Source organism: uncultured Oscillibacter sp., assembly GCF_910579365.1.
GTDB lineage: Bacteria > Bacillota > Clostridia > Oscillospirales > Oscillospiraceae > Oscillibacter.
Map to the genome: position 1 here is coordinate 22,444 of NZ_CAJTUX010000015.1, position 24,237 is coordinate 46,680.

A 24,237-nucleotide genomic window follows, 5' to 3' on the forward strand; every position below is an offset into this window, starting at 1 on the left:
TATATGGCCCTACTGGATCGGCTTTTTCAGAAATTCGGAGCTATGCAGCGGGCAGATATCACATTACAGCAATTAGAGGAATTGCGGGACGGGTTAAAGTCGGTGGAAGCGGTGGAAATCGCTTCGCTGACGAATGCGCAGGATTTCTTGTCGTTGCTGAGGAAATTCCGTGAAGGTGTTGCGGAAGCGGACAAGCTCCACGGTGATAACTATCCTCAACTGCTCAATTCTTTGCTGTCGGTCGGGGAGGATGGCCTGTATTCGAATAACCTCCGCTTCATCTTTGAGTTAATTCAAAATGTAGATGACTGTGAATTTGCTAATACTGAGGACCATTCTCTGGACATTCATTTTGACTTTAACCACAACAAGATCGTGCTTCGCTACAACGAGGAAGGTTTTACTCCATTCAACGTATTTGCCATTACCGGCATCGCCGAGGCTGCGAAGAATGTATCTGCCGGGAAAAATGAGATCGGTGAAAAGGGCATTGGCTTTAAGTCTGTTTTTGGCGTTACGAATACCGTTTTGATTCGCAGCGGCTGGTTCTCCTTTGAATTACATAAAGAAAACTTTACAATACCGATTGCAAGCTGCCAAACGCACGAGTATTGTCCTGGAACGGAGATGACATTGTTTGTTCCAGGAGGGAAAGCCCGCAGTATTTATAGTGAAATAAAGGAGCAATATTGCAATAAGGATGCTTTATTTAGCAGAAATCCCCTTCTCTTTCTCAATAAGCTGACTTCTCTCAGGATGTACTATGATGAATTCCGAACAATGGAATTCCGAGTCAGCAGGCCGGGCAGCCTCGCCTCATCAAAATTCTATAAGGATGAGGACGTACATATTTCGGTCGATCTCCATGATTATGAACTGGGCTTAGAGAGAAATGTCGTAGAAGAAATTTACTGCACCCGTTATACATCTTCTGTCGTCTTTGGTGAAGCCGCCTGCAAATCACGATATGGTGCGAAAACAAAGGTGGGCAGTAACGGCGGCAAACCAATGACCTTACAGGTTGTATTTCCTTACCCGGAGTATTTGGACATGGTTGGAAATGGAGCGCTGTATTCTTTCCTGCCAACCCAGCTTCGTTTCAATGTACCTGTGGTCTGCCATGTTCCATTTAAGCTGGACGCATCCAGAGAATTTGTTGATCCTCAGGAGAATAACATTTGGTTCCGGGACGCCATCCGATACTTATCTGAACTGTTGGACTATGCGTATCAGGATTGGGCGAGAATCATTAAGAATGACATTATAGCATATTTGCCAAGCGTGAACCGAAGCTTGTTTGCAGATAACAACGGAAAAGAAAAGTGTCTTAGTTCCCAGAAATCATTCAAAGGAGGGCATTTTTCCAAACTGCCGATTTTCTTTACCAGCAGCGAACACTTTGTTGACATTGATAAAGTATTCTGCTTTGACAGCGCGGAGGAAATCTACGAGCCCGAGGAGGCATATTTTTTACTTCCTCTTTCAAAAGAACTTTTTACGTTTCCGAAACAGAAATCATTTGCCAACATTGGAATTCAGAGCGAGCGGAATATTTATCAGCGGTTGTTTTCGATCGCGCTCAAAGATCCGGCAAAGACAGGGCGGATCTTGCAATATCTGAATGCGGCTGAGTTTCATCCTATGGAGTCCAATATCCCGTCAGAGACATTTGAATTGACGCAGGAGCAGGTTGGCCTTTTCATGCGATATGAGGACATTGCAAAGCTTTTTGGCGAATATGCAAAAAAATGTCTGCAAGCGGGAAGGCGGCCCGTGTATCGGATCCTGTCCGCGATGCAAACGCCGATTCAAGACGCCTTGTATCAGGATTTTAAGCTAAGCGAAACTCCAAAAGCCGTTGAGAGATATTTGAGATGGTGTCAAGAAAAGTGTGTGCTGATCGATATTGGGGAAGATCAGTATTTTCCGTGCTATAACGCGCTTGTGCTGTCTGTAAGGAACCCGTTGACCTCCTTCTCCGCATTTTGCTATGCGGTGGATAGTAAAGATACTTTTTCCATCAGAATGAAGCACAAGGAAATATCCGATCGCTTGAATCGGCTCTCGGAGTCCGACGAAGGCAGTGCCGAAGATTATCTTCGTGAATTACGGAATAACCGCCAGCTTGGCAGAGATGCCATCGGAAAACAGCAATATCAAGATTATATTGACCTGATATTGCGCTCAGGCATCAGCCCTGTGCGCTTTATTCAAGAACTGCTCCAAAATGCTGATGATTGTGAATATGGAGAGGGCATCGTTCCGGAATTTTCCTTACACCAGGACCAATCGAGGATCGTCACAGAGTATAATGAGGTTGGTTTTACCCGGGGAAATATTCGGTCGATCACCGCAATTGGTGAATCTACAAAAACCCATCTCATGAATCAGGATGCCGCCAAAATTGGCGAAAAGGGTGTAGGTTTCAAAACAATTTTTTCGATCGCCTCTGAGGTGCGGATTCATAGCGGAATGTATCATTTTTCTTTGCTTGCAAAAGCGCCGACGATCCCGGAAAGCTTAAAGGATCAGCATGATAATACTCTCGGAACACGGATGGAGATTGTTTTGAAACAGGGGATCCGGTTGTCCAACTACAGCGAAAAGGACATGCTGGAGTTCTGCCTGTGTCTCAGAAAACTCCGTAAAATCAGGATCAACAATACCTTCATTACCATTGAGGATTCCGACAATATCCGGACGGTTACCATTAACAAACGGCAGCACACCTTCAGGCGTTTCATTCATCATTTTTCGATGAGTGATGAAGCCTTAAGGGAAAGAGAAAATGGATTGCGCAGTATTTCCAGCGGCCAAAGCATTGTCTGCTATATCCCGGATAAGGGCGCGGCGAAGGACTATCCTCTGTATTGCGGTCTGCCTACAAGGCACAGGATCAAGATTCCGCTTGTGGTTGACGCCCCGTTTATGCTGACCACCTCAAGAGAAGAAATCGAGCTTGGAAGCCGCCTGTGGAATGATCGTGTCAGGGCAGAGGTATACGCATCATTGCTTTCCATTATGGATGAAACAAAGCGCAATGACCGGCATAAGGTTTTGCGCTTGGTCAGATTTGTTCCTCGCCGCCAGGGGACACAAACGGTATATACGAATGATTTTTCTGACTGTGAGTATCTGAACCAATACGACTTTTTATCGGAAATCAGGGCAGCAAACCTGCTGCCGACTTTTGAAAGAAGCGTATTTGTTTCGGTCAAGAGCAGCGCTGCGTACCGTTTCCCCGAAGCAGCGAATTATTTGTTTGAGGCCGGCCGCTTTGGCGCGATCCCCGCCGCGAGAGCATTGGATATTCCAAAAGACGAATCCTTCGATTCCACGCTGAATGCAATGGGCTGTGCAGAGGCGCCATCCGCGCAGGTGATCCCTCTGTTGAAGAAATATGCAGGCAGCTATATTGAAAATGATATTTTCCGGGACAGTTTTTATGCCTATTTGCAAAGCGTTCCGGAAGAATATCTGCTATCCTTGAAGGAAACTCCCATCATTCCGGTATTCAGCATTCAGGGGGATCAGACGCAATACATTCCATGGAAAGACGATGTGATCTTTGTCAAGAAAAACTGCACAAAGTCAGAGCATAATTACTATGTTTTGAATGAGCGTATCCTGTCTAAATCGACCTGTGAGAAGATATTTGGCGTAAACATCAATGAGATGAACGCCGAATGGGAACGCAGCCGCTATAATGACGGGCTGCGAGATATCATCCGCGGAAACGATACTGCTGAAATCTATCAATACCTGATGGAAGAATTTTTTAAGGGTTCTTTTGTACGATATCGATCACAAGAGATCTTGATGGGTATGAGAGAATTTATTCCCCTCAGGAACCAGCTTGGAAACATTATCGATACAGGAGTATTTATCTGCAACCAACCGATGGGATATTTCCGGTCCAGCATTGTGCTGTCGATCGCCGTGCATGACGAGTGCAGGCAATTGGCGGAATACTTAAAATATCCTCTATTGTCGAAGATTCATTATCAGGATATATTGTATGTTGAGGATTTGACAGAAGATGATATTGAAGACTTTACCGATGATTACTTTGAAAACGGAGAAGAAATTCTTAGAAATTTTCACCGCAGCGGTCAACTGTCCGATGACCTGATTGATGAATATGGCCTTGAGTACATTACAATGCAATCCGGCCAAGATGACGATGATCTCGAATTCCCAGAGAATCCGGTGGCAAACATGGAAAGGCTGAGAAAGCACATTCAGACACTGCTGAAAAATCCAATCAAAATCGTGGCACGAAAAGTCGAGCGCACCGTCCTTAAGGTGAGAGACTCATCGGGCAGGGAGGTTGGACTTGATGACAGAGCTGTTCGCGAACAGACGCTGAAAAAATACACCCCTGACGGTGTCTATGGACGCTGCTTTTGTCAAATGTGCCGCAAGGTAAAGCCTTACGAGTTGATGGAAGTAAACAATATCATTGCCGCCCCTCGATACTTTTTCCCTCAAACAAGAGTTGCGTTGTGTCTTGAATGCAGCAAAAAGTTTGAAGCAATACGATTTGCCAATGCGCCAAAAGGTAAACGTGGTCGTGAAGATCCCTTTGCTGCGGCTCTCAAGGCGGCGAGGATTGTCGGCGGCTGCGTTGATGTAGCAATCGGGAAGGAAAGCATCCGCTTTACTGCTACGCACCTTGCGGAAATTCAAGAAATCTTGCGCTCTATGCCTGATAAATAATTTTTTTATCATGATAAGCAGGTAAATGGAACCCAAATTTCTAATTTAGTAAAGGTATTGGGATATGATAACTTAAATATGCTGACCTGCAGGAGCAATCTATACCGAAGTATTACTTTTTCACAGCTATTACCTACCGAACAAATTTGATGAATCGTGCAATACTTACGATCAAAGTCACTTCTCATTGTAGACGGAGGTGCAATTCATCGCTTGATACCTCCCCAGAGTTGACAGTCGGTTTAAGACAGCCTGATTCAAATTTGACCACTTTCTTGGCCTGGGACAATATTGCTTCAGGACTGGAACTCCAAGCGCCGCAAGGGTTTCTGACCACATAATCAGCCACAGACAGACGTGGAATATACGGAAACCCTGTTTGTAAAGAGTGTCGGAAAGCAAATGAAAAAGAGCAAAAATGGCTATAAACAAGCGGAAAATATGTAAAAAATATTGCCATGGCAGTTGGGCGTCATAGGTAGGCGGTGTATTCACTGTTACCTCAACTACATAGCTGTAACTGTCATCCACAAAACTGTATTGAACGATTACCTTCCATGTAATCTTCCCATCTTCAAACCAGTCTTCCTGTCCAGCTTGTGGAATCGCAACAACAGGTTCGATATTATCGCCCGAATTAGTACGATAAAGCACAGACGACTTGATTACCGTTCCAGCCTCCGTATTTTTCGGAATGAGAACCTTTTCAACTTTGATAGTTGCCCCTGCGGTCCTTCCATCCACATACTCCTTGGTGGCGGCGTCGTCCGGGATGGAGGGAGCGGCAAGGTTGCCAATCTTTGTTTTCGTTTTAACCGATGTGAAAACAAGGTCTGAATAGTTTGGTTGGCCAATAAGACTTATAACCCCATCATCGCCAAACGCAAACGAGCCAAGCTGGGTATAACTCGCGCCCGGATAGCTCCCCCCAGGCTGGATATACCTCGCGTCCGCCTCCGCCTGGGTCATGCCGCCGGAAGGCGCTTTCTGCGCCACGGCCTTGCCGCTTTCGTCAAACCCCACCACCTGCCCGGCGGCGCCCGTCAGCTTGTCCTGCTTGGCCGCCAGGGCCTCCGGGAGTCCGGCAATCTGTTCGGCGGAGTAGTCCCCCGCCTCCGGCGTGACGTCCCCCGCGCGGCCATTGAAGCTTGTCACCGAGCCTCCGCCCCCGTTCCCATCCGTGATGAGGTAGAGGACGTCCGCCGCTTTCTCCTCCTCGCTCAGGGCCTCGTATTCCGCCTGGGTCAGCGCCCGCTTGGTGGGGATGCCTACCAGGGCTTTTATCTTGGCCCAGAGCCGGGTCAGGCCCGCGTTATCCAGAAAGCCCATCCTCACGCCTCCCCGGTGATGGCGTCGATCTCCTCGTTTGTAATGGCCTGGATTTCAAAGGAGGCCCCCAGGGCGTCCCATTTCTCCCCGTCCCAGGCGTAGTTCATACCCGTGTCCTCCACGTTCCACACGTCGCCCACCTGGTTGCCGCTCTCTGGCAGAGCGGCGTAATTGACCTTACTGCCCTTGTACTTATAAAGCCCGGTGATGTCGCTTTTCAGCGCCAGGTCCGGTTTATTCTGGATGTTGGACCAATCCACACTGTCCGCCGTACCGCCGCCGGTGGCAGAGAGAAGCCCATCCACGACGTTCAGCCCGGCCCCCACCTTCACACCGCCCAGGGTCTCCGCCGTGGCGGCGGGCAGAGTATAGTTCTCCAGGCCCTCCAGTTTGGTTTTCTCCGCCGAGGTGAAGTCGTTGCTGGAAAGGCCCTTGCCCTCCACCTTGTCCACCTTGCCGGCCGCCAAGCTCTTGATCTTGGCCCACAGATACAGGACACCGTTGCTGTCTAACCATTTACTCATTTTAAAAGCTCCTCCAAATCTTCATTTGTCAGCGGCTCCACCGGGGCAGGGATGCGCCGGAGCTCTTCCGCCAAACCTTCAATCGCCTCCATAGGGTGCTGCCCCTCCGCGTCCCGGTGCGTCAGCTGCCGGTGGTCCGTTACGCCGCCCGGGGACGGGACGGGCTCCGGCGGCGCTTCTCCGCTCACAACGGAGTCGGAGACGAACAGAAACCCCATATCGGACTTCTTGACAACCCCGGCTTCCGCCCGGATATTCACCGTCACTTCCCCGGGAATGGACAGGTAGGCCCCCGGGAGCTCCGCCCAGAGCTTCCCCTCCTCCCAGGTCAGGGGGAGGGCAGCGAAGGTCCCGTCGCTGTACTCCATGTCGAGGTAGTAAAGCCACTCCGGCCCCGTGTCTGTCTCGATTTCCAGCCGGGAGGACAGGTTTTCCCCCTCGTAGCCCAGGGACCGCTCACAGGGTGGAATCTCCAGCCTCCAGTTTTTCAATGTAATCATAGGCATGTCCCTTTCTCATTCCACAACCGTCTTGACGCCGTAGTACAAGATGATACAGCCCGCGGCCCCGTTGCCGCCCTGGCTGCCCGCGCCTCCCGCGCCGGCGGCTCCGCCGTAAACCGTGATACGCCCTCCATTCATAGCGGCCGCGAGGGTTCCCCCTCCGCCGCCTCCGCCGCCTCCGCCGTTTCCGCCGTTTCCGCCGGACCCGGCCCGGGAGGGTGTCCCGGGCTTGGTGCCTGCCGCGCCCTTTCCGCCAGCGCCAGCACGGGTACCGGTGCCTGTCCCGCCAGCGCCGCCGGGGGCGCTGTAGGCCGCTCCGGCTCCGCCGCCGCCGCCAGTTCCTGTGGCGTATTGGCTCCCGGACCCGGTTGTGCTTCCTTTTCCTCCGGTTCCTCCATTATTGGGTCCGGCGGAAGAACCGTTTTCACCCGTCACACCCTCCGATGTCGTGGGGGCGCCGCCGGCGCCGCCGCCGGAACCGTCTTGTCCTTCCTCGCCTTGAGTTCCGTAGATGGTTCCCGCCACAAGGTCCTGATACCCAGACGCGCTGGGAGACCCCGAGGCGCTGGAGTATGTGGCCCCGTTGACCTTCAGTGTCGTGTCCCCTCCGGCGCTTCCCGCGCCGCCGTTGGACGCCCCGCCGGAACCGCCGGCCCCGATGGAGGCCGTAATGGTCTTGATGGAAGAGCCCGTGATGTCGAAGACGGCGATTTTCCCGCCGGAACCGCCGGAGCCCTTTTTGCCTCCGGCCCCGCCACGTCCAGGTGCGCCCTTGGTGATGGTTGGGTTATAGGAGCCGGATGAGCTGGAGGCGGATGTGTTGGAGCCCGCTCCTCCGTTCTCTCCGTTGGCGCCCCCGGTTCCTCCCGTCCCTCCGCCGATCAGGATTGCACGGACCTGGGTCACGCCGTCCGGCAAGGTGACGGTTCCAGAGGAGGTTATCAGCAGGTGCTTGTCCAGGAGAATGGTGTTTTGGGGCCGGGTATAGCCCACCAGGGCCTTCACGTCTCCCCGGAGGATGCCGGAGGCCGCTATGTCGATGCTCTCCACACACGCCTTGACAGTATTTTTGTTGTACGGGTGATAGATGTTCAGCATATTCCCGGCGGTCTGTGTTCCCAGGAAAACGCCGCACTGGATGGTCTCCAGGCAGCGGTAATACGCCGCCGCGCGGTCCGCCGCCGAACCGGAGTTCACCACGGAAACCAACGTGGCGTCGGAAATGGACTTCATGTTCTCCGCCGCCCCGGCGGCGACGGTCCGGGTGACCTGCCGGGTGTTGTGGATATACTTCCGCCCCGTCAGGACCCCGGTTCCGCCGGAGAGCTTCGCGTAATTGGCGTTGCTCTCCTGGATGGTGAAGCCTGTGGCTTTCAGGCCGTACACGGGTTCGGAGAAGGTGATGATATCCCCGGCGGAAGCCGTCCCTTCAAACAGTTTGGTTTCTTCCCCGCCCTGCATGTATTGGTGTTCCGTCACCACGACGGAGGACACGGGGGCCCCGTATTTGACGCTGGCCCCGCTGAAAATAGAGCCGCTTCCGATGCTGCCCGCCACGGTGTTGGAAAGAGGTTCTATAATGAGGCCCCCATTCGCGTTGCTCCGGACGGAGCAGCCCAGGGCAAAGAGCGCCTGGCAAAGGTTGTCCCGGGCGGACCGCTCCGGCGGCTTGGCGTAGGGAAGCCAGCCGTACAGGGGCACGGTCTTGAAGCTGGCTTTTAAGGTAAAGGAAATGTTTCCCACAATCTCCCGAATCACCGTCTCCGCCGTCTGCCCGGTGTAGATGCCGCCCTTGTGGAGCCGGTCCATCAAAAGCCCAATGGCGGAGGTCCCCGTCAGGCGGTATTTGTTCGGTCCCTCCCGTTCCACGGACTGGATATAGGCCAGGAACCGCTGCACGTCCCGGTGGTAGTACCGGAGCGGCGTGTTTTTCGTGAAACTGGTGATAGTCCGGTCCGTGGTCTTCACCACCGCCGTGAAGGTGTCGGCCTCCAGCAGATTAGAAAGCGGGCTCGACGCCGTATGTATGGAGATGGACGCAATAGCGTCGTGGTTAAAAGTCCACTTGGAGTATACAATTTTATTCCGCATTGCCGTCTCCTTACGGTGCCGCCCGCTGAGGCTTCTTGGCCCGGATGGTCAGGCTCAGGTTCCCCCACCACGTCCCGTCGTCCATGGGAATCAGTTCATCCTTTCCGGACTGGATCATAGCCGTGAAGCTGAGGGTCCCCGCGCCATAGGGCATTTCCACCGTGTGACTGTTCACCGGAGCGGAGAGGGTTTCAAAAAGGGCGTCGTATTCGTTTTCCAGGAGGTCGGAGACCGAAAGCACAAGGTCATAGTCGTAATAGGTGCCTATCAGGTCTCGTTCGTGGTCTCCGGACAGCATGTCATCCGCAAGGGGCCCGTCCGGTATCCGGAAAGACCGATGGAGCTCTTCTACTCCTACGCCGGAATACTCCTTGCCGTCGATTTTAAACAGGGAAGGCATGAAATCACTCCTTTCAAACGCCGTGGCCAAGCCTGTGTTCGTCGTCTTTGACAATGGGGTTCAGGACCCGGCCCAGCTGAGCTATATCTCCTTGAAATTGCATTGTCCAGTTAGGGCGAAGAATAATGGGCGCTTGCCGGTTTCCGGCATCGCCGCCTCCGCCGGAAACGGGAGGAGGAGCGGAGTATCCCGCAGCCGGGGCCATGGATGCGTTTGCCAGGGCGACCCGGCTTTCTACGTTGGGGATTGCGCTCTCCAGGGCCCGGATGGTTGCCGCGCGGGAGAAGGTTCCCGCGGTAATGCTGGCCCCTTCGCCGTTGTTTCCGTCGGTTTCGTTGTCTGTAAATGCTGCCATGCGGGCGCGGGGGCGGGGTGCGCCGCCGGAGGGGTTCCCACCAGATGGGATTTCAATATCTCCAACAGAAGAACTGACCCCAAACAGTTTCCCAAACCATTCTATAAGGGAACTTATTTTTTCAATTAGCCACTGGATTCCCTCGCCGATTGCGTCAAAAAGCGCTGACATTGCGTTTCTGAAATCTTCGCTTGCGAGAGTGAGGGAAACGATCGCCGCAATAACGGTAGCAATAACCGTGGCAATCAAGACAAACGGATTTGCGTTCATAACTGCGTTTAGAGCGGCCTGCGCAATCGTCTGCCCTTCGGTAGCCGCAGTAAGCATTTGGATAACCTTTGCCACCGCGCTTGCCGCCTGATAGGCCATTGTGGCAGTTTTTAGCGTAACAAACGCCACCGCAGCAGCAGTTACAACGGAATCAAGGTTTTCAAATAAGCCGGATAAGAATGGAATTTTTTCTGCAAGGGCTTGTCCTATGGAATCTATTGACTGATGTACTGCGTCCATAACGACATCCAGCAAATCCGGCAACGCAGTTGCAAGCCCCTGAATGAGAAGCCCTGCTGCTTGAATGAGGGGAGGGAGAAGTGCTTCCATCATCCCAGGCAACTTTTCGGCGATAACAGGCGCAAGTTTTGTAACCAGTTCCCCTATCCCTGACAATATGACTTCTAGTCTGGGAATCAGGTTGTTTAACGCAGTTTCGACGCTGCTGACAAAATTCTCTATCAGAACATCTGTGTTTGCGTTTTCGTCCCCCATACCAGTTATGAGGTTTTCCCAGGCGCTCTTCATGGCGTTTACGCTGCCCTGGATGGTCTCGCTTGCTTCCTGGGCGGTGGTGCCTGTGATACCAATCCGCTCCTGGACAACGTGGATAGCCTCGATAATCTTGTCAAAGGAGACTTGATTTACCGTTTGAGCGGTGACCTGCATGGTATCGCCCAGGACGCCGCTATCGTTGATGAGCCGGGCCATTTCCGCCTGGGTACCGCCGTAGCCAAGTTTGAGATTGTCAAGCGTCGTATAGTTTTGCTTGGCAAACCCTTGATAGGCATATTGGATGGACGCCATATCGGTGCCCATTTTGTTGGCGTTGTCCGCCATGTCGACGATGGCCTTGTCCGCGATTTGAGCCGCCGCCTCCGTGTCTCCGCCCAAGCCCTGCAAAAGGCTGGCAGAAAAGCTGGTGACGGTGTCCATGTACTCATTTGCAGACAGCCCAGCGGTTTTGTAGGCGTTGTTGGCGTACTCCATCACCGTGGCGCTGGAGGTTTTGAACAGCGTTTCAACGCCGCCCACCAGCTGCTCATAGTCGGAGTAAGCCGAAATGGCGGATTGCGCCAGCTTGCCTACCGCAACGGTTCCGGCAGTTGCCGCAGCGGTCGCCGCGCCAAAAGCCGCCGTTGCTCCGGTAAGCCCCGCTTTTGCAACGCTGCTCAGCTTAGAAAGCCCGGATTTAAACTCCTTTTCATCAATTTCCGCGCCGATCTTTACGGTGCCGTCATTTGCCACGCGCTCACCTCCTGCATCTGAAAATATCGAAAAAATCTCTTGACATAGTGCATTACCTATGCTATAATGAGTTTATCCTAAAGAAAGGGGGCCGACCACATGCCAAGCGAAACCGAGATTAAACGTATGGATTTGGCAATGCTCTATGAACTCCGGTTGATTTTTACAGAGGGTGAAAAAGAAAATTACACCAAAACCGAGATTGTGGAGCTGTTGGACCAAATCGCTATCAGCAAGAAGTAGCCGGGGAAGGGGCCGGGGATCCGGCCCCCTTTTCCAAAAGGAGGGAATCACTATAGCAGAGAAAAAGGAAACGCCGCAGGAACGTTATCATAAAGCGCACACGACAAGCGTTACTATTCGCTTTATGAATAACACGGAGGCCGATTTGCTGAAAAAGCTCGGAAGCGTCCCCAATAAAGCGGGTTATATCAAGGCTCTAATAAGAGCTGATATAGGGAAATGAGAATCTCGGATATCTCAATATGATGGTTTCAAGGTTTTTTCTCACGCGCCTCCGCCGCCTGGCGCTCCGCCTCAGCGAAACGCCGCTTGACATAATCGCGCATATCCTTCTCTGTCCGGTACACCGCCTTTTCTCCCAGGCTGTACCGGGCTTTCTGTTCCTGATAAAACCGTTTCTGACTTTTCGGCACGTCCTTCAAGTCAATGGTCCTATACCGCATGATCCGGCAAAACTCGCAATCCTCCGGCAGGGCCTTGAACAGCGCCTTGAAGGTCCACCAGTGGAGGCGGGCCGTGGTCAGGTCGATGTCATAGGCCCCCATGAAGGCGGCGAAAATGTATTCGCTGTCCTTCTCGAAGTCGAATGCGGCGGGCCGGTTCTTCTGCCCGGCCACGGCCTTCTCCGTGGAAGCCGCCGTGTAGAAGTTCAGCATAGCCTCCAGGGCTTCCTCCCCCGGCGGGAGGCCCATTTGCTCCATAAAGGCGCACAGGCGCTCCGCCTTTTCACCGTCCGTCCCCTTTTCCGTCATGGCGGCTTGAAACTGCACCCACGCCCGGAAATCCGTGTCAATGGGGTATTCCAGGCCGCCGACGGTCAGGGATTCCGGCGGGGCATGATAGAGGCTCACTTCTTATAGGCGGCAGAGAGGGCGGGAATTGCCGCGAACAGCTTTTGAACCTCGGGACGGTTCAAGACCTCCCGCAGTTCCACCATCTGCGCGTCGTTCTTGGCTTTTCGGGCCGGGGTGGCGTAGGCCGCGATGATGTCCGTACAGGCGGCAGTCAGCTCGTTGGTGTCGGCCTCCTCCAGGGAGGGGAACGCGCCGGGGGCAAAGTCCTCCACAAAGGCGTGCATACGCTCCACCACTTCGCGGCGGGTCATGCGTTTGGCCTTGTATTCTGCGTCCAGGCTTCCAACTTCCTCGATTTGTTCATCCACCGCCAGCGTCCGGGCGGGCAGGTCGTAGGACTTGCCCAGGATATTCACCTTGTAATTCATGGTCGCTCCTCCTTAAACTCCGGCGCTGCTGCCGTTGTAGGTGTATTCGGTGGGCTTGGTGCCCACGCTCCGCAGATCAATGGAAATGGCGGAGTTTTCCCCGGCGTTGCCGCCGCCGTCGCTGTTGACGATAATGGAGGCGGTGCCCTTTTCCCCCTTGCCGGTCAAAACGGAAAAATAGACGTAGGGGACGATCACTTTCTGACCAACGCCGAAAGCAATGCCCAAGCTAAAACAGTGGTCCTGGAACGCGTCGCCGATGTAACGGTCGCCGGAAATGGCAAACGTCCGCTGGGTGCCGGTCTTGGTGGTGCTGGTTCCGGTGCGGATGTACTGCTTGTCCTGGGTCACGGGGTTCATCTGCGGGTCAAGGCCCGCAATGCCCATTTGGACGACGGTGTAGTCCGCTTCCGTGGCCCCGTCTTCCAAGTTGATGCCCACGGCAAGAACCCAATCGTCGTTGGTGGCGAACCCCTCAAAGGTGTTAGAGGGCGTGTAGCCCGCCATAAGTTCAGAAACTTTCATCTTTTCACTCCTTTACTCGTAATACCTCACCCGGCATTGAAACATATATTTCGCCACGTTTCCGGCGGCGCTTACCCCCGCCAGGTTCGGCATGTTCTGTAGATTCTCAATGGAGAGGACCTTGCAGCCCTCGAAGTCCGGGAAGTTCCGGGCTTTCCGCTGCTGGTCAATCCACTCCATAAACTTCTGGGCCTCCTGCATCTGCTCCGCGTTGACGGAGCTGGTGCCGGGGTCCTGGGGGACCATGGAAACCACCGCGAAGTCATACCGCTTAATGCCGTGGCCCCCTATATAGCGCTTTTCCCACTCGCTGCTGTACACCGTCTGCACGCTGACGTTCCCCAGCTTATCCGTTACGGAGTTGAAGCGGAGGAACGCGTCCAGGCCGGGGTACTTGGCAAGATAGTCCAGCATAGCTTGGTGCTTGTTGTCCATTTACTTTTTCCTCAGATAGTCCGTGATGTCCTTGCACAGCTCATCGCTTTTTGCCGCCATCGCAGCCTGCTCCCAATGGGCAGTTGCGAGAGGGTGCTTGTCCTTGCTGTAATTTAGGTCTTTGCTGGTTGCGTGCTTGGATTCGCTCCGGCGGGCGTAGGTGCTGCCACGATCGTCCACAAAAACCTTTCCTTCCCATTGGAAATGGCTGTAAGGTGATTTGTAATGGTCGTACTCCGGCTTGATGTCCACCGTCTGGTCCATCATGCCGCTGTCCATAGGGACATATGGAGACATATAAGCGTGGAGCCGGGTATGGATATAGGTCATAGTCTCGTCGTCGAAAATCCGGTTTAAAATCTCTTTGGGAGCTTTGTTCCACTTGATTTCCATGCTATTTCCCCTCAAGCCGGTAATGGTCCAGATACCCGGACCCGGTGTTGTCCCGGAACAACCGGACCTCAAAGGCGTCGGGGCGGTGCTGGCTGACCACGCTCTGCACAGTCTCCGCCGTGACCTCCTCGGTGATTTCGCCTTTGATGATGTAATCCCCAGGAGAGAAGGTAAAGCCCTCCATATCCTCTTTCCAAGCGCTGTAGGGCCGGTATTCCTCAGAGGGCGGAACCCGGACAAGATATTCAGCCCCCTCGCTTATCTCCGTATCATCGCTGACCCGCCCGGACTGCGACCGGGTTTCCGTCTGCTTCCAGGCACATTTCTGGAGCACAGTTTTCTTCCAGGTGTCCAAGTGGTCAGGGCTGTCCAGCCCATCCCGTTTGTTTAGGACGGTGACGGTATGCTTGAAGGTAGGAAGCTGTTTCACATCGAACATCAGCGAATCACCACACTTACAAGTTCAATGGGGAGAATTTCCACAACCTGGTCATATACGGAGGACATAATTTCAGATTCCGTCCTCACCGGCTTGCTCAGGCTGACCGAAACGCCGTCGTTGCTGAAGCTGGAGGCAGTCCCAGCCTGATTCTCTTGAACTTCCGCCAGGGCATCCACAATCAGCGTCATGCAAAGTTGAACGTCGCAGTCGGCGTTTTGAATGCGGTTCTGAGTCCAGTAGTCCAGCTTCTTCCGCGCCAGACGTTCCAGCCGGGGGAAAGCGGAAATCTCCGCTTTTCCCCCATTGGCCTGATACTGATTGAACGTGAGGTACTGGATCATACCGACGCCTTACGGGCCGCGCGGGCGGTTTCAGCCCCGGATCCGCTGCCGAATTTCACAACAGCGATACCGTCAAGGTACTCCGCCCACAGCTTCATACCCATCAGCACATGCGTTTCGCCCATGACACGGCCATAGTTCGGCTCAGCGTGGACGCCGATCAGGTTGGTCTCTCCGTAGGTGGTGTACTGGAGGCCAAGCTGCTGGAAATCGCCGTCAGAGGGGTCAATGTAATACAGATCGATGTTATCGGTGGGCGTGGTAATGACGGTTCCCTGGGGGATCTCAGAGGAGAGAATCATGGAGGAAGCGCCCAGGAAATCCTTTAAGTACTGGATACCGTTTTGGTTCTGGACACTGATGGCGGCGGCGCCCAGGTAGTGGTACACGTCCAGGGTGTTGACGAAGGTCACAAGGCCCGTCATGCCCTTGCGCATTTCCTTGAATTTGTTGGTCACAAGACCCAGGCTCATGGCAACGGACATCTGGAAATCCGCCTCCGTGGAGGTCAGAGAGCCGGTCTGGAGGAAGGTGTAGAAGCGATCCATGACATTGCCCTGGAGCTCGTGAAGCAGGGCCTCGTCGGTCTTCTGGACCGCCAGCGCCGCGCCGAATTTCTCCACCGCCTCGGCGGTCACCGCCCGGCGGAACTTCTCCAGCGTCAGGTCCTCGTAGGCGACGGGGGTAAGGGTTGCCTTGGACAGCGGAACCTCTTCGCCCTCGGGGATGTTGCCGTCTTTGAGGTCGACAGTGGCCTTGACGGATACCAGCTTAGTGCCGGGGGTCTTGCGGATAGGCCGCATGATGCCCAGAATCTCCCGCAGCGCGTCCCAGGTATTATTGAAACGGGAAATGAAATCAATCTCCCGGGCCTGGAGCTTGATATCCGTGGTCATAGTGGTGTTTTCAATAACTGCCATAATCATTCATCCTTTCTGAATAGGTTGATATTGGCGGCAATAGCCTTTTGCCGTTCCACCGCGTCGGTGATTTTGAAAATGTCTTCCTTGCTCATAGGGGGTCCGGCGTGCTTGTCCACGCCAGGGAGCTTCAGCGGCTCCAGCTGGGGGTTGCGGAAAATGTTGTCCAGCTCCTTCGTCATTTCCTCAAAGAGCTTGGCAGCACGCTTTCCCTTGTTGGCGGGGTCTGCAATGGCCTTTTTCAGCTCCGCGACAAAATGATTCCGGGTGAACTCGTTGACGAATTCCTTGCCGTCCAGGGCCTGCTCCGCCGCCTCGGTGAGGATGCGGTCGGTTTCGGCCTCCTTTTCGGCCTTCTTCCGGTCAGCCTCTTCCTGCTTGTAGCGCTCCAGCTCCTTCCGAGTGGCCTCGGCGTCACCGCTGGCCTCTTCCAGCCTCTTGATGGTTTCGTCACGCTGGGAAAGGTCATTTTTCAGCCGCTCCATCTCGTCGGAGAGGTCTTTTGCCTTGCCCTTAGCCACGTACTCGCCGCCGGAGAGGTCCGCCAGCTTCATGCCTTTGGTTTTCTCGTTGAACTGCTCCAGAGTCAGGGATTCGCCGTTAAAAATGCTTTTGAAGTCCATGAGGTTCCTTTCTGCCCCGAGATGGTTTTGATTTGTAAAGCCGCTGCACCACAGCGCGGGGGCGGGCGCTCTTTAAGCCTCCGCGCCGGGAGGAAAGTTGTATAAAAACCGCCTGAGCGGGTTTTACCAAACAAAAAGAGCCAACCGCCGGGAGATACCCGTCAGCTGGCTCCTATTGCCCTTGCCCCGCGCCAATTCGCGGGGCGCTGTATTGGATTGTCTTTTTTACTTCCAGGACAATGATTCCGTCCCCTTTTCGCCGGACCTCTGCGTCGTGGCCCCGCTTTAATATGGCCTCTATGGCCTCTATGGCCGCAATACTTGCTTTGTCCATTTACCGAAGCCGCCCTTCCAGCGCCATTTTCGCAAGAGTTGCCATTGCGCGGCTGTGGTCGCGCTCTCCATCCAGAACGTCCCAAATTGGGTCGTCTTCCGGATATGGTTCTGCCTTTTTAAGGATTTCCTCAAAAAAAGCTTTATCTTCCGGAGATAAAACGTACGCCATAGTTGCCAACCCCTTCCAAAAAACGGTTTATTATTTCAGCGAATTCTTCTGGTGTTTTTGCCGAGTCTAATTTTCCCATTTCAGACAAAAACGCTTTGGACAACCCAACAGGGTTATACTCTTCGGTTTTTTGCAGTATGTACACGGTCCCATTGTGCCCAACCGCCGTCAAAATTTTCATATCAAAGCGTTTCCCGAAGCCCTCTATGTCTGCCGGTGAAAATGTAAGCCCATCCGGATGGTTATGTATCAAGATATGTTCCCCAGAATAGCGCGGCATGCGGATTTCTTGAACCCTTCCCATTCTCCGCTCCAGCAGCTTCATATCCAGTGAGTATATTGCCCCAGCCTCTATGCCAACCGGCTGACCCTCCACAAACCGGAGTAAATCCTTGTGAGCTTCCTGCAAAAGGACGGCTTTCCCGGCGCTCCAACCGGACGGCGTTATCAGAGGCACCCGGCTGATTGCTTCCTCCGTAACGGGAATCCCTTGCACCCCTGTGCTTTTTAGTATACCATTTCCACCCGGATTTGCAAGTCCTCCAGTGGTGGCCCCTTTCATGGACCGCGTCCTTTCCGGCCTGGGCGTCAGGCCCGTTTTTTCGCAGAAGGCTTTGTATTCCCGCCCAAGGGCGGCGGACTTCTTCCGGGCCTGGGCGGCTCCCAGCTTGTCCCCCGCCTCCGTCATAGCGTCCCGTTCATCCTTGGCATACCGGATGGCCGTTTCCAGCTGACGCTGCTTCTGACTCGCATCATAGCGGGTCATTTCCCAGCCCTTCCACTCCACCGTCTCACTGCTCCGGCGGTTGATCTCCGACAGCTCCTTTTTGCTGTACACCGGACGGGAGACGCCGTAGATAATCGGCGTTGCGTAGTGGTGGCAGTTTAAGGTCCCGATAGGCCGTTTGAGGCCGCTGTTGATGCGGTCCCACTCCGCCTTGCGGTACTGTCGCCCTTGGATGTCAATGTGGTCTGGGGCGCACAAGGCATGAGCGGAGATTTCCACGCCGTCGGCCCCGAAGCGACGCCCGGTCTCCTCCATCATCTCCCCATTCAGCCGCCGCACGCCCTCCAGGATATTCATTCGGGCTTGGCTGTCCAGGCGGCGGGAGTATCCGGAATCGAACGTCACCCGCCGGAGGCCGCTTTTCGCCATGTCCTTGACGGTGGAGCGGACGGCGGTGTGGTAGTCCACTGTTCCTATTTTCAAAAAGGTAATGGCCCGGTCAATGGCGGATATGTAGTACTCTCGGAGAGGAAGCACAGTCCGGCCCCGCTTGAAACCGATCATGTACGTGTTGCTGATGTTGGTGACGCCGTCCATGGCCTGAGCCTTTGCCGCCCGGACGAAGGATTCCAGCGCGGCCACCTGGGCATAGTTTTGGATAGGGTCCATATCCCTGGCAACAAAGTAGACGCTGGCAAAGTCCAGGTTTTCAGCCGCCACCTCCTCAAACAGAGCGTCGATGTCTTTGACGTTCTGTTTGGTGATCCGGGCAATCTCCGCCTCAATGGCTCGTAGGTCCCCGGCGGCGTACTCCACGGCGCTTTTCAGCCTGTGCGCGTCCGCCGCGCCGATATCGCCGATCTTGCGTAGCCGCTCACAGATTCGCAGCACCACATAGCGGTTCAGCGCCTCCAGGTTTTCCACAATGGGGTCCGGCAGGCCCTCTATCCAGGATTCATTTAACAGGCGGCTCACGGTGTGTCTCCTTCCGCATAAAGAATCCCCGCTACCTCATATCGAGATAGCGGGGGTGGGCCGGTCATGCGTCGTCGCCCAGGAACATGTTGACAAAATACTGCTGGCCTTTCCCGGTCACTTTCGGGGTCTTGTTGACGCTGGTGTGTCCGTCGGCGTGGTTGATGACGGTTTCCTTGATCTCGAACAGGCCCATTTCCATGGCTTTCTGAGTAGGCATATTATAGTCGTTCCCTTTGCGCCTGATGAGGAAGCCCTTTTCCCGCAGCGTCTCAAAGAGCCGGTTCTGCCCTGTCTCAATACCATTCTGTTTCAGCAGCTTCGCCATTTCGCCCACAAGGATGGAGCTCTTGGAGGCAGTAACAGAATCCGCAAACAGGACTTTGGGACGGTCGGCCTCCGCCTGGACTTCCAGGGCCTTGCGCTTCTCTTGTTCGTCCTTCAAGGCAGTCAACAGCTTAATGCCAAACTCGGGTGAGGTAATCATCCTGTCCAGCGTATCAGGGGTCATGTAGGCTCCGTGCCTGCGGATGGAGGGGATCACTTCATCCGCAATCTTGGCCTGAAATGCTTCCGCAACAGCGTTCTTTGCCTTCATGGCAAGGCGGTAGAAAATGTTTTCGGAGATGTAATCGGGGAGCTTATCACCGTCGCAACTTGTTGCGATGCCAAAATCTGACAGGTATTTTCGCACTGTACGCCAACGAACACATTCATTTCCGCTTGCGGCGGTTTCGGTAAACCCCAGCCCACGGGCACAAGTTTCGAGGTTCAGGTAGGCCACGCCGTCCTTCTCATAGCACTCGATACCCTTGATGTTCATAATTTCCAGTTCATTCATGCTAAATAGCCTCCTTTTTAATCGGCTGTGCGGCAAGCACCAGTTCAAAAACGCCCTCCTTCTCGGCGCGGACGTTATCAACAAGGTAACTGCCCCACACTTCCACTTCAATGCTGTTGCGGAAGTTGAAGTAAACAAGGTCTCCGTTCCAGCTGATATTGACCTCGTTTACTCCTCCAAGCATCGCAATCATTTCTTTTACGGTCATGGTGAAAATCCTCCTTGCATTTCATCCCACGCCCATGCTATACTGGTGGTGGGAGGCTTTCTATTTGGGAGGGGCCGGTTTCCCGGCCCCATGGCCTTACTTGGGCCAATTGGCTACTAGGGCTTCGTGGAGACTCTTATAAGTCTTGCCCTTATAGTACCACACGCCGTGGTAATGTCTCATGCCTTGCCTCCCTTCTTCTCTCCGGTCTCGTACACCGGAGAGATTTTATTTGTCTTGGGGTTTCCCCCCTTGACAATACCTATTATAGCATAATGACATCAATATGCAATCGACATTTTACATAAAGATATCAATATGCAATTGTTTGGTTTGCATATTGATATCACGGCGTGACAGGTATATAATAAGTATTGGGGGGTGAAAGGATGGGCGGGAAAAATAGCTATGAAAGCATCAAACGATACCAGGATAAAGCGTATGATGCAATCCCATTACGCGTCCATAAAGGGAAAAAGGATACCATCAAAGCCCACGCCGCCGCTCAGGGTGAATCCGTCAACGCTTTTATCAACCGAGCTATTGACCATGAAATGGAGCGGGACAAGGAAGGAGGTGACTAGGAATGACGGAGAAAGAACGTAAAGACACAAAGATGGCCACGATCTACGAATTGCGGTTACTTTTTACCAACGGGGAAAAGCAAACCTACACCGTCGAGGAAATTGCCGAGCTTCTGGACAAGATCGCAGCCGCGAAAGACCAGGAAACCTGATTTCAGAGAGCCGGGGAGTAATCCCCGGTTTTCTTTTCCGCTATCTCGATATGAGGCTGTCAAGGTGCAATGTTGATAAGTGTCAGTCGGAGGGCGAGCCAGCGGCTTCCTCCATGTACTCCGCTCCGCTCTCCTCGGCGATTTGTTTTACCCGTTCTTTTGCGGCCTCGTAGTCCTGGTCCATGGTGTAAGATCGAACTTCTGCTGTATCAACAGCGCCTAACCCGTGGGCAAGTACAAGCTGATTGAATCGTTCGTTCAGCTGCTCAATATAAGCCGTAGACCAATCATACTGAACGTTCCACGGGCCAATTGGGGAAAGGTTGTTCCGGTTTGCGATGGCCTCCACCGCGTCCAGCAGGTCATTGGTGCCCTTCTCCAACTGGCGGCGGAATTTTGTGATTACCGAAAAGGTGTTGCTCAGCGCCGCCCGCATTTCCGTGGCCGTGGCGTAGGAGGTCGTCGGCGGCGTCAGGATGCCCTGGGAGAGGCCCGCCAGCAGCTCCACCATGCGGTTGTTGACCTCGATGCCCTTCTCCAGGTCGGCGGAGCGGATGTCCGGAGTGTGTTCCTGGAGAAGGTCATCCTTATTCCCCACACCCTTCATCAGCATAAACATGTTTTTCTTTCCGTCGGGGTATATGGGATTTCCCTTCCCATCCTTGTCCACCAAGGTCTTGCTGATAAATGTCAACTTCTCACCGCTGGCATACTCCCGGTTAAATCGGTTGTATGCCTCCACAGCCTGGGACATAACGCCGTCCAGACCGTTTGTAATCTTCACGCCGCCCACTCCGTTGACATCGGCCCGGTTTACGGCTGGGCTCTTGTATCGGCCAAACAGAGGTTTCTGAACGCCTGGAATGATTTCTTCTGCCGGGATGTCCGCCCAGGCGGGAACCTCCGTCAGAGGGATTTCCTTTCCGTTTCGAAAAGCCATGTTGCGGATGATCAGAGCGTCCACGATCTTTCCATCGACGGTCTCTGACTGGCGCACCATCTGAAGTTGGAACCGCTCATACGCAGGGCCTTGGTTTTCCTTGATTTCCCCAAGCTTCATGATGCAGGACAGGATATCGTTGCCTATGGACTCGCAAACAACAAAGTCGCTGTTTTTGATGATGTCCACGCCCAGCCTTTTCCCGTCGGTGTAGGGTAAAATGATGCAGTCCCCGGTCCCGAGGGCTACCTCAGCGGCTATATCCATTTGGCTGCCAAGGTAGTAATCTAGGAACGATTGCATAAAGCGGGCGCGGGCGCTGACACCCTCTATCGCGATATCGCTGTCCTGCAAAGAAAGCGTCGCCAGCTTCCCGGCAATGACCGCCGTCAGGGATATGTTGGTCACATTGCCCCTTTTGTCAATCGCGTCCCCGGCGCGGAGGGTGTAATCGTCCAAAGACAGCGGCTTATCCTGGAGCTGGAGCCCAAACCGCTCCGCGATCTTTACGATGATGCTTTGGAACAGGTTCAAAGGCTCACCCCCAATTTAACCAGTCGAATTCATTTCGCAAAATCGTGTGGCAAAAGTAGCGTGTTTCGTCCATGGCGTGGTCGTTCTCCTTGACCACTTCTTCTTTTAAAACGTCGTCGTTATCGGCAGCCCAGGCATAGAGGCCGAATTCCGAAATGCAGTTTGTACAGGCGGACCCGATTTTGAGCCGCCCAGCCGACAGCAGGGAGGAAACCGTGGCGATTCCCGGCAGCACGTCGTTTACAGCCTTCGCCACCGCAAAAATCCCGTGCCGGTTGACTGTGGTGATGAAGCTGGAGGCGGAGGGGTCGACGACCATCAGTTCTATGGGCAGGTCCCCCGCCACCTCCACCATTAAAATCGCTGGTCGAACCCAAAGCTATGAGATCATTGTCTTGTGGCATGGGTTCTGGCTGGCCCTCGACTTGACCGCTCAGGTTTGACCTGGGCGGTCAAGCCGCGTTTTAGGGAGGTCAGGCCGTCGCGGGTGACCTCGGTCCCGATCATGCGGTAGCGGTAGGACTGACCGAGCTTGTCCCTTGCGGTGAATTCCGTTCCAGTGAAGAGCACGACCTGGCCGCCAGCCGCTTCGAGCTTCTCCTCGGCGCTAATGCGCGGAGGCAATTTTTCACGTAACTGCTTAGATAGTGCCATCAATCAATGAGGAGCCAAATAGCAATACAACGAATTTGGACAGCAGCGACGAAGGAGGCGACATTTTTAGCGCAGCGCGCAGCAATGCCGCGCCAACGTTTGAGAAGAAGAAAAGCGTTCTCAACGAGATGACGAAGTTTGTAAAGATATTTATCGAATTCACGTAATTCTTTGCGGTTTTTCTTTGGAGGGATGACTGGCGTCATCCCCTCGTCAGCAGCTTTGAGAAGGATTGCATCGGTATCATAGCCCCGATCAGCCAAAAGATATTCCGCTTGGAATCCCTCGATCAACTGCGCTGCAATTGTGCAATCCGCTGTGGTACCAGAAGTGACAAAGAATCGCACCGGCATACCATGCGCATCCACGGCCAGATGTATCTTGGTGTTGAGCCCCCTTTTGTACGGCCCATGGCTTGATTTCCACCTCGAGCGCCAGCAGCGTCAGGATGTACTTTGACATGACTGGCGTCGATCATCAGCTGTTCTGTCTGCTCCATATTTTTATCGGGTTCCGACAACAATTCCGCCAAATGATCAAGTTCATACAACTCACGTTCACGCAGCGCCTGTATGCCGCCGCGAAGATATAAGGTCTGATAAGAATAAAAAATTTCATTGTTCATCAAGGCATGAAAATCCATGAACAAATAATCGCATAAACCTTCCAAAGCGGTTGGTGTAAAAACGTCTAATTTTTTATTTAATGTGTTTTGTCTCATACCAATCCATGCTTCGGACGCGGTTACAAACTTCCGGCGCGGTAAATCAAATTGGCTGCAACCAAAACGGTTTTCATACTCATAATAACCATCAACATCTGCCAAAACCCATCTGTTTTCATTCAAATCCCAGTATTCGTTAACCCAATGCTCCATATAGCTGTCACCCTCATCACCATAATCCATAAATCCAGCTCTGGGGCGGCAGGGGGATTCAATGGGTGTGTAATTTGATCGCACACTAATCTCCCTATGGAAGGTATGCCGTCTGGTAGTGATCATATAAAATCCTTATATACCCCTACATAGGTATAAATGCTGGTTTCCAAATAACGCTGGCATATTTCTCTGTTCATGTAATTTTTTGACCTCCCGGTATTTTTAGAGGTAGATGTCCGCTCTGATAAAATGCTGTCAAAATAAAAAATTACGTCAATGAAAAAATGTTCGCCTGTTTACCGTTCCATTTCGCTCCAGGTACTCCGGAACCGGTTCGCGGTCTGCCCAAGAGCCATCTTCGCGCTTGTAGGATCGATACCGCAGTTTACAATTTATGCCTTGTATTGCCCTCTGGCTTTCCTATATAATTTGGATTAACGCTACCAAGCTCAGGAGACGCAAGTATGGATAAAATTCTATTGCTGGAAGACGATGTGAGTCTGATGGATGGACTGACCTATTCCCTGCGGCGGCAGGGTTACGAATTAGACGTTGTCCGGACGGTCGCTGAGGCGCTTGCGCTTCTGCCCAACCTCAGTCAGTATGTTCTGCTGCTTCTGGATGTCACTCTGCCGGACGGAACGGGGTTTGAAG

At 53.4% G+C, this 24,237-nt stretch carries 26 protein-coding genes and 1 pseudogene; 5 read left to right on the plus strand and 22 right to left on the minus strand.

Features of this window, described 5'->3' with window-relative positions; translation table 11 throughout:
- Nucleotides 1-3: 3 nt before the first annotated feature.
- Nucleotides 4-4,719, plus strand: a complete 4,716-nt coding sequence (locus QZ329_RS05985; RefSeq protein ID WP_295749588.1) for a hypothetical protein — start codon at nt 4-6, stop codon at nt 4,717-4,719.
- A gap of 177 nt (nt 4,720-4,896) precedes the next feature.
- Here QZ329_RS05985 and QZ329_RS05990 read toward each other — a convergent pair whose 3' ends face one another.
- From QZ329_RS05990 to QZ329_RS06015, 6 genes are read right to left on the minus strand one after another with little or no spacing between them, the layout of a single operon-like run.
- Nucleotides 4,897-6,048: a hypothetical protein gene (locus QZ329_RS05990; RefSeq protein ID WP_295749591.1), complete on the minus strand. Its 1,152-nt coding sequence runs from the start codon at nt 6,046-6,048 to the stop codon at nt 4,897-4,899.
- Nucleotides 6,049-6,050: 2 nt separating this feature from the next.
- Nucleotides 6,051-6,572, minus strand: a complete 522-nt coding sequence (locus QZ329_RS05995; RefSeq protein WP_295749594.1) for a hypothetical protein — start codon at nt 6,570-6,572, stop codon at nt 6,051-6,053.
- On the minus strand, nt 6,569-7,072 hold the full coding sequence (locus tag QZ329_RS06000) for a hypothetical protein (RefSeq protein ID WP_295749597.1): 504 nt from the start codon (nt 7,070-7,072) through the stop codon (nt 6,569-6,571). The genes QZ329_RS05995 and QZ329_RS06000 overlap by 4 nt, the downstream gene beginning before the upstream one ends.
- A gap of 15 nt (nt 7,073-7,087) precedes the next feature.
- A complete protein-coding gene (locus QZ329_RS06005; protein WP_295749601.1) occupies nt 7,088-9,166 on the minus strand; it encodes a hypothetical protein in 2,079 nt (692 codons plus the stop codon).
- Nucleotides 9,167-9,176: 10 nt separating this feature from the next.
- A complete protein-coding gene (locus QZ329_RS06010) occupies nt 9,177-9,566 on the minus strand; it encodes a hypothetical protein (protein WP_295749604.1) in 390 nt (129 codons plus the stop codon).
- 13 nt (nt 9,567-9,579) lie between these two features.
- Nucleotides 9,580-11,439 carry a hypothetical protein gene (locus tag QZ329_RS06015; protein ID WP_295749607.1) on the minus strand — a complete coding sequence of 620 codons (1,860 nt, stop codon included), beginning with the start codon at nt 11,437-11,439 and terminating at the stop codon, nt 9,580-9,582.
- A 99-nt stretch (nt 11,440-11,538) separates the two neighbouring features.
- On the opposite strand from QZ329_RS06015, the gene QZ329_RS06020 reads away from it, so the two are divergent.
- A complete protein-coding gene (locus tag QZ329_RS06020) occupies nt 11,539-11,682 on the plus strand; it encodes a hypothetical protein (protein ID WP_295749610.1) in 144 nt (47 codons plus the stop codon).
- Nucleotides 11,683-11,933: 251 nt separating this feature from the next.
- Here QZ329_RS06020 and QZ329_RS06025 read toward each other — a convergent pair whose 3' ends face one another.
- The 13 genes from QZ329_RS06025 to QZ329_RS06085 form a co-directional block, all read right to left on the minus strand.
- Nucleotides 11,934-12,533, minus strand: coding sequence for a Gp15 family bacteriophage protein (locus tag QZ329_RS06025; RefSeq protein WP_295749613.1), 600 nt, complete (start codon nt 12,531-12,533; stop codon nt 11,934-11,936).
- Nucleotides 12,530-12,904 carry a hypothetical protein gene (locus QZ329_RS06030; RefSeq protein WP_295749616.1) on the minus strand — a complete coding sequence of 125 codons (375 nt, stop codon included), beginning with the start codon at nt 12,902-12,904 and terminating at the stop codon, nt 12,530-12,532. Before QZ329_RS06030 ends, QZ329_RS06025 begins: the two co-directional genes overlap by 4 nt.
- Before the next feature lie 12 nt (nt 12,905-12,916).
- Nucleotides 12,917-13,429: a hypothetical protein gene (locus tag QZ329_RS06035; protein WP_295749618.1), complete on the minus strand. Its 513-nt coding sequence runs from the start codon at nt 13,427-13,429 to the stop codon at nt 12,917-12,919.
- A gap of 12 nt (nt 13,430-13,441) precedes the next feature.
- The gene (locus QZ329_RS06040) at nt 13,442-13,864 is read right to left on the minus strand and encodes a hypothetical protein (RefSeq protein WP_295749621.1); all 423 of its coding nucleotides are present in this window, start codon (nt 13,862-13,864) and stop codon (nt 13,442-13,444) included.
- On the minus strand, nt 13,865-14,257 hold the full coding sequence (locus tag QZ329_RS06045; RefSeq protein ID WP_295749624.1) for a minor capsid protein: 393 nt from the start codon (nt 14,255-14,257) through the stop codon (nt 13,865-13,867).
- Between the two features lies 1 nt (nt 14,258).
- Nucleotides 14,259-14,696: a hypothetical protein gene (locus QZ329_RS06050; protein ID WP_295749627.1), complete on the minus strand. Its 438-nt coding sequence runs from the start codon at nt 14,694-14,696 to the stop codon at nt 14,259-14,261.
- Nucleotides 14,696-15,040, minus strand: coding sequence for a hypothetical protein (locus QZ329_RS06055; RefSeq protein WP_295749629.1), 345 nt, complete (start codon nt 15,038-15,040; stop codon nt 14,696-14,698). The genes QZ329_RS06050 and QZ329_RS06055 overlap by 1 nt, the downstream gene beginning before the upstream one ends.
- A complete protein-coding gene (locus QZ329_RS06060) occupies nt 15,037-15,960 on the minus strand; it encodes a hypothetical protein (RefSeq protein WP_295749632.1) in 924 nt (307 codons plus the stop codon). The genes QZ329_RS06055 and QZ329_RS06060 overlap by 4 nt, the downstream gene beginning before the upstream one ends.
- 2 nt (nt 15,961-15,962) lie before the next feature.
- Nucleotides 15,963-16,583 carry a phage scaffolding protein gene (locus QZ329_RS06065; protein WP_295749635.1) on the minus strand — a complete coding sequence of 207 codons (621 nt, stop codon included), beginning with the start codon at nt 16,581-16,583 and terminating at the stop codon, nt 15,963-15,965.
- A gap of 334 nt (nt 16,584-16,917) precedes the next feature.
- Nucleotides 16,918-17,088: a hypothetical protein gene (locus QZ329_RS06070; RefSeq protein ID WP_295749638.1), complete on the minus strand. Its 171-nt coding sequence runs from the start codon at nt 17,086-17,088 to the stop codon at nt 16,918-16,920.
- Nucleotides 17,060-18,790, minus strand: a complete 1,731-nt coding sequence (locus tag QZ329_RS06075) for a phage minor capsid protein (RefSeq protein WP_295749640.1) — start codon at nt 18,788-18,790, stop codon at nt 17,060-17,062. Before QZ329_RS06075 ends, QZ329_RS06070 begins: the two co-directional genes overlap by 29 nt.
- Before the next feature lie 64 nt (nt 18,791-18,854).
- Nucleotides 18,855-19,631, minus strand: coding sequence for a phage antirepressor KilAC domain-containing protein (locus QZ329_RS06080; protein WP_295749642.1), 777 nt, complete (start codon nt 19,629-19,631; stop codon nt 18,855-18,857).
- A gap of 1 nt (nt 19,632) precedes the next feature.
- Nucleotides 19,633-19,839 (minus strand): hypothetical protein, encoded by a 207-nt coding sequence (locus tag QZ329_RS06085; RefSeq protein WP_295749646.1) that lies wholly within the window; start codon nt 19,837-19,839, stop codon nt 19,633-19,635.
- A gap of 389 nt (nt 19,840-20,228) precedes the next feature.
- Here QZ329_RS06085 and QZ329_RS06090 point away from each other — a divergent pair, with 389 nt between their 5' ends.
- A complete protein-coding gene (locus QZ329_RS06090) occupies nt 20,229-20,423 on the plus strand; it encodes a hypothetical protein (RefSeq protein ID WP_295749648.1) in 195 nt (64 codons plus the stop codon).
- 2 nt (nt 20,424-20,425) lie between these two features.
- Complete coding sequence (locus QZ329_RS06095; RefSeq protein ID WP_295749651.1) at nt 20,426-20,575, plus strand: hypothetical protein; 150 nt, start codon at nt 20,426-20,428, stop codon at nt 20,573-20,575.
- 82 nt (nt 20,576-20,657) lie between these two features.
- On the opposite strand, the gene QZ329_RS06100 is transcribed toward QZ329_RS06095, so the two are convergent.
- The 3 genes and pseudogenes from QZ329_RS06100 to QZ329_RS06110 form a co-directional block, all read right to left on the minus strand.
- A complete protein-coding gene (locus QZ329_RS06100; RefSeq protein WP_295749654.1) occupies nt 20,658-22,049 on the minus strand; it encodes a hypothetical protein in 1,392 nt (463 codons plus the stop codon).
- Nucleotides 22,050-22,053: 4 nt separating this feature from the next.
- Nucleotides 22,054-22,404, minus strand: a complete 351-nt coding sequence (locus QZ329_RS06105) for a hypothetical protein (protein ID WP_295749657.1) — start codon at nt 22,402-22,404, stop codon at nt 22,054-22,056.
- 298 nt (nt 22,405-22,702) lie between these two features.
- Nucleotides 22,703-23,265: pseudogene (locus QZ329_RS06110) on the minus strand (IS5 family transposase); the annotation flags it as partial.
- A gap of 782 nt (nt 23,266-24,047) precedes the next feature.
- On the opposite strand from QZ329_RS06110, the gene QZ329_RS06115 reads away from it, so the two are divergent.
- Nucleotides 24,048-24,237, plus strand: a 190-nt coding sequence (locus QZ329_RS06115) for a response regulator (RefSeq protein WP_365351534.1), incomplete at its 3' end; no start/stop codon positions are given.

What these genes read in the sequence shown, in the direction of transcription:
- QZ329_RS05985 (WP_295749588.1), top strand. Translation starts at nt 4, where the DNA reads ATGGCCCTACTGGATCGGCTTTTTCAGAAATTCGGAGCTATGCAGCGG.
- QZ329_RS05990 (WP_295749591.1), bottom strand. Translation starts at nt 6,048, where the DNA reads ATGGGCTTTCTGGATAACGCGGGCCTGACCCGGCTCTGGGCCAAGATA.
- QZ329_RS05995 (WP_295749594.1), bottom strand. Translation starts at nt 6,572, where the DNA reads ATGAGTAAATGGTTAGACAGCAACGGTGTCCTGTATCTGTGGGCCAAG.
- QZ329_RS06000 (WP_295749597.1), bottom strand. Translation starts at nt 7,072, where the DNA reads ATGATTACATTGAAAAACTGGAGGCTGGAGATTCCACCCTGTGAGCGG.
- QZ329_RS06005 (WP_295749601.1), bottom strand. Translation starts at nt 9,166, where the DNA reads ATGCGGAATAAAATTGTATACTCCAAGTGGACTTTTAACCACGACGCT.
- QZ329_RS06010 (WP_295749604.1), bottom strand. Translation starts at nt 9,566, where the DNA reads ATGCCTTCCCTGTTTAAAATCGACGGCAAGGAGTATTCCGGCGTAGGA.
- QZ329_RS06020 (WP_295749610.1), top strand. Translation starts at nt 11,539, where the DNA reads ATGCCAAGCGAAACCGAGATTAAACGTATGGATTTGGCAATGCTCTAT.
- QZ329_RS06030 (WP_295749616.1), bottom strand. Translation starts at nt 12,904, where the DNA reads ATGAATTACAAGGTGAATATCCTGGGCAAGTCCTACGACCTGCCCGCC.
- QZ329_RS06035 (WP_295749618.1), bottom strand. Translation starts at nt 13,429, where the DNA reads ATGAAAGTTTCTGAACTTATGGCGGGCTACACGCCCTCTAACACCTTT.
- QZ329_RS06040 (WP_295749621.1), bottom strand. Translation starts at nt 13,864, where the DNA reads ATGGACAACAAGCACCAAGCTATGCTGGACTATCTTGCCAAGTACCCC.
- QZ329_RS06045 (WP_295749624.1), bottom strand. Translation starts at nt 14,257, where the DNA reads ATGGAAATCAAGTGGAACAAAGCTCCCAAAGAGATTTTAAACCGGATT.
- QZ329_RS06050 (WP_295749627.1), bottom strand. Translation starts at nt 14,696, where the DNA reads ATGTTCGATGTGAAACAGCTTCCTACCTTCAAGCATACCGTCACCGTC.
- QZ329_RS06055 (WP_295749629.1), bottom strand. Translation starts at nt 15,040, where the DNA reads ATGATCCAGTACCTCACGTTCAATCAGTATCAGGCCAATGGGGGAAAA.
- QZ329_RS06060 (WP_295749632.1), bottom strand. Translation starts at nt 15,960, where the DNA reads ATGGCAGTTATTGAAAACACCACTATGACCACGGATATCAAGCTCCAG.
- QZ329_RS06065 (WP_295749635.1), bottom strand. Translation starts at nt 16,583, where the DNA reads ATGGACTTCAAAAGCATTTTTAACGGCGAATCCCTGACTCTGGAGCAG.
- QZ329_RS06070 (WP_295749638.1), bottom strand. Translation starts at nt 17,088, where the DNA reads ATGGCGTACGTTTTATCTCCGGAAGATAAAGCTTTTTTTGAGGAAATC.
- QZ329_RS06080 (WP_295749642.1), bottom strand. Translation starts at nt 19,631, where the DNA reads ATGAATGAACTGGAAATTATGAACATCAAGGGTATCGAGTGCTATGAG.
- QZ329_RS06085 (WP_295749646.1), bottom strand. Translation starts at nt 19,839, where the DNA reads ATGACCGTAAAAGAAATGATTGCGATGCTTGGAGGAGTAAACGAGGTC.
- QZ329_RS06090 (WP_295749648.1), top strand. Translation starts at nt 20,229, where the DNA reads ATGGGCGGGAAAAATAGCTATGAAAGCATCAAACGATACCAGGATAAA.
- QZ329_RS06095 (WP_295749651.1), top strand. Translation starts at nt 20,426, where the DNA reads ATGACGGAGAAAGAACGTAAAGACACAAAGATGGCCACGATCTACGAA.
- QZ329_RS06105 (WP_295749657.1), bottom strand. Translation starts at nt 22,404, where the DNA reads ATGGTGGAGGTGGCGGGGGACCTGCCCATAGAACTGATGGTCGTCGAC.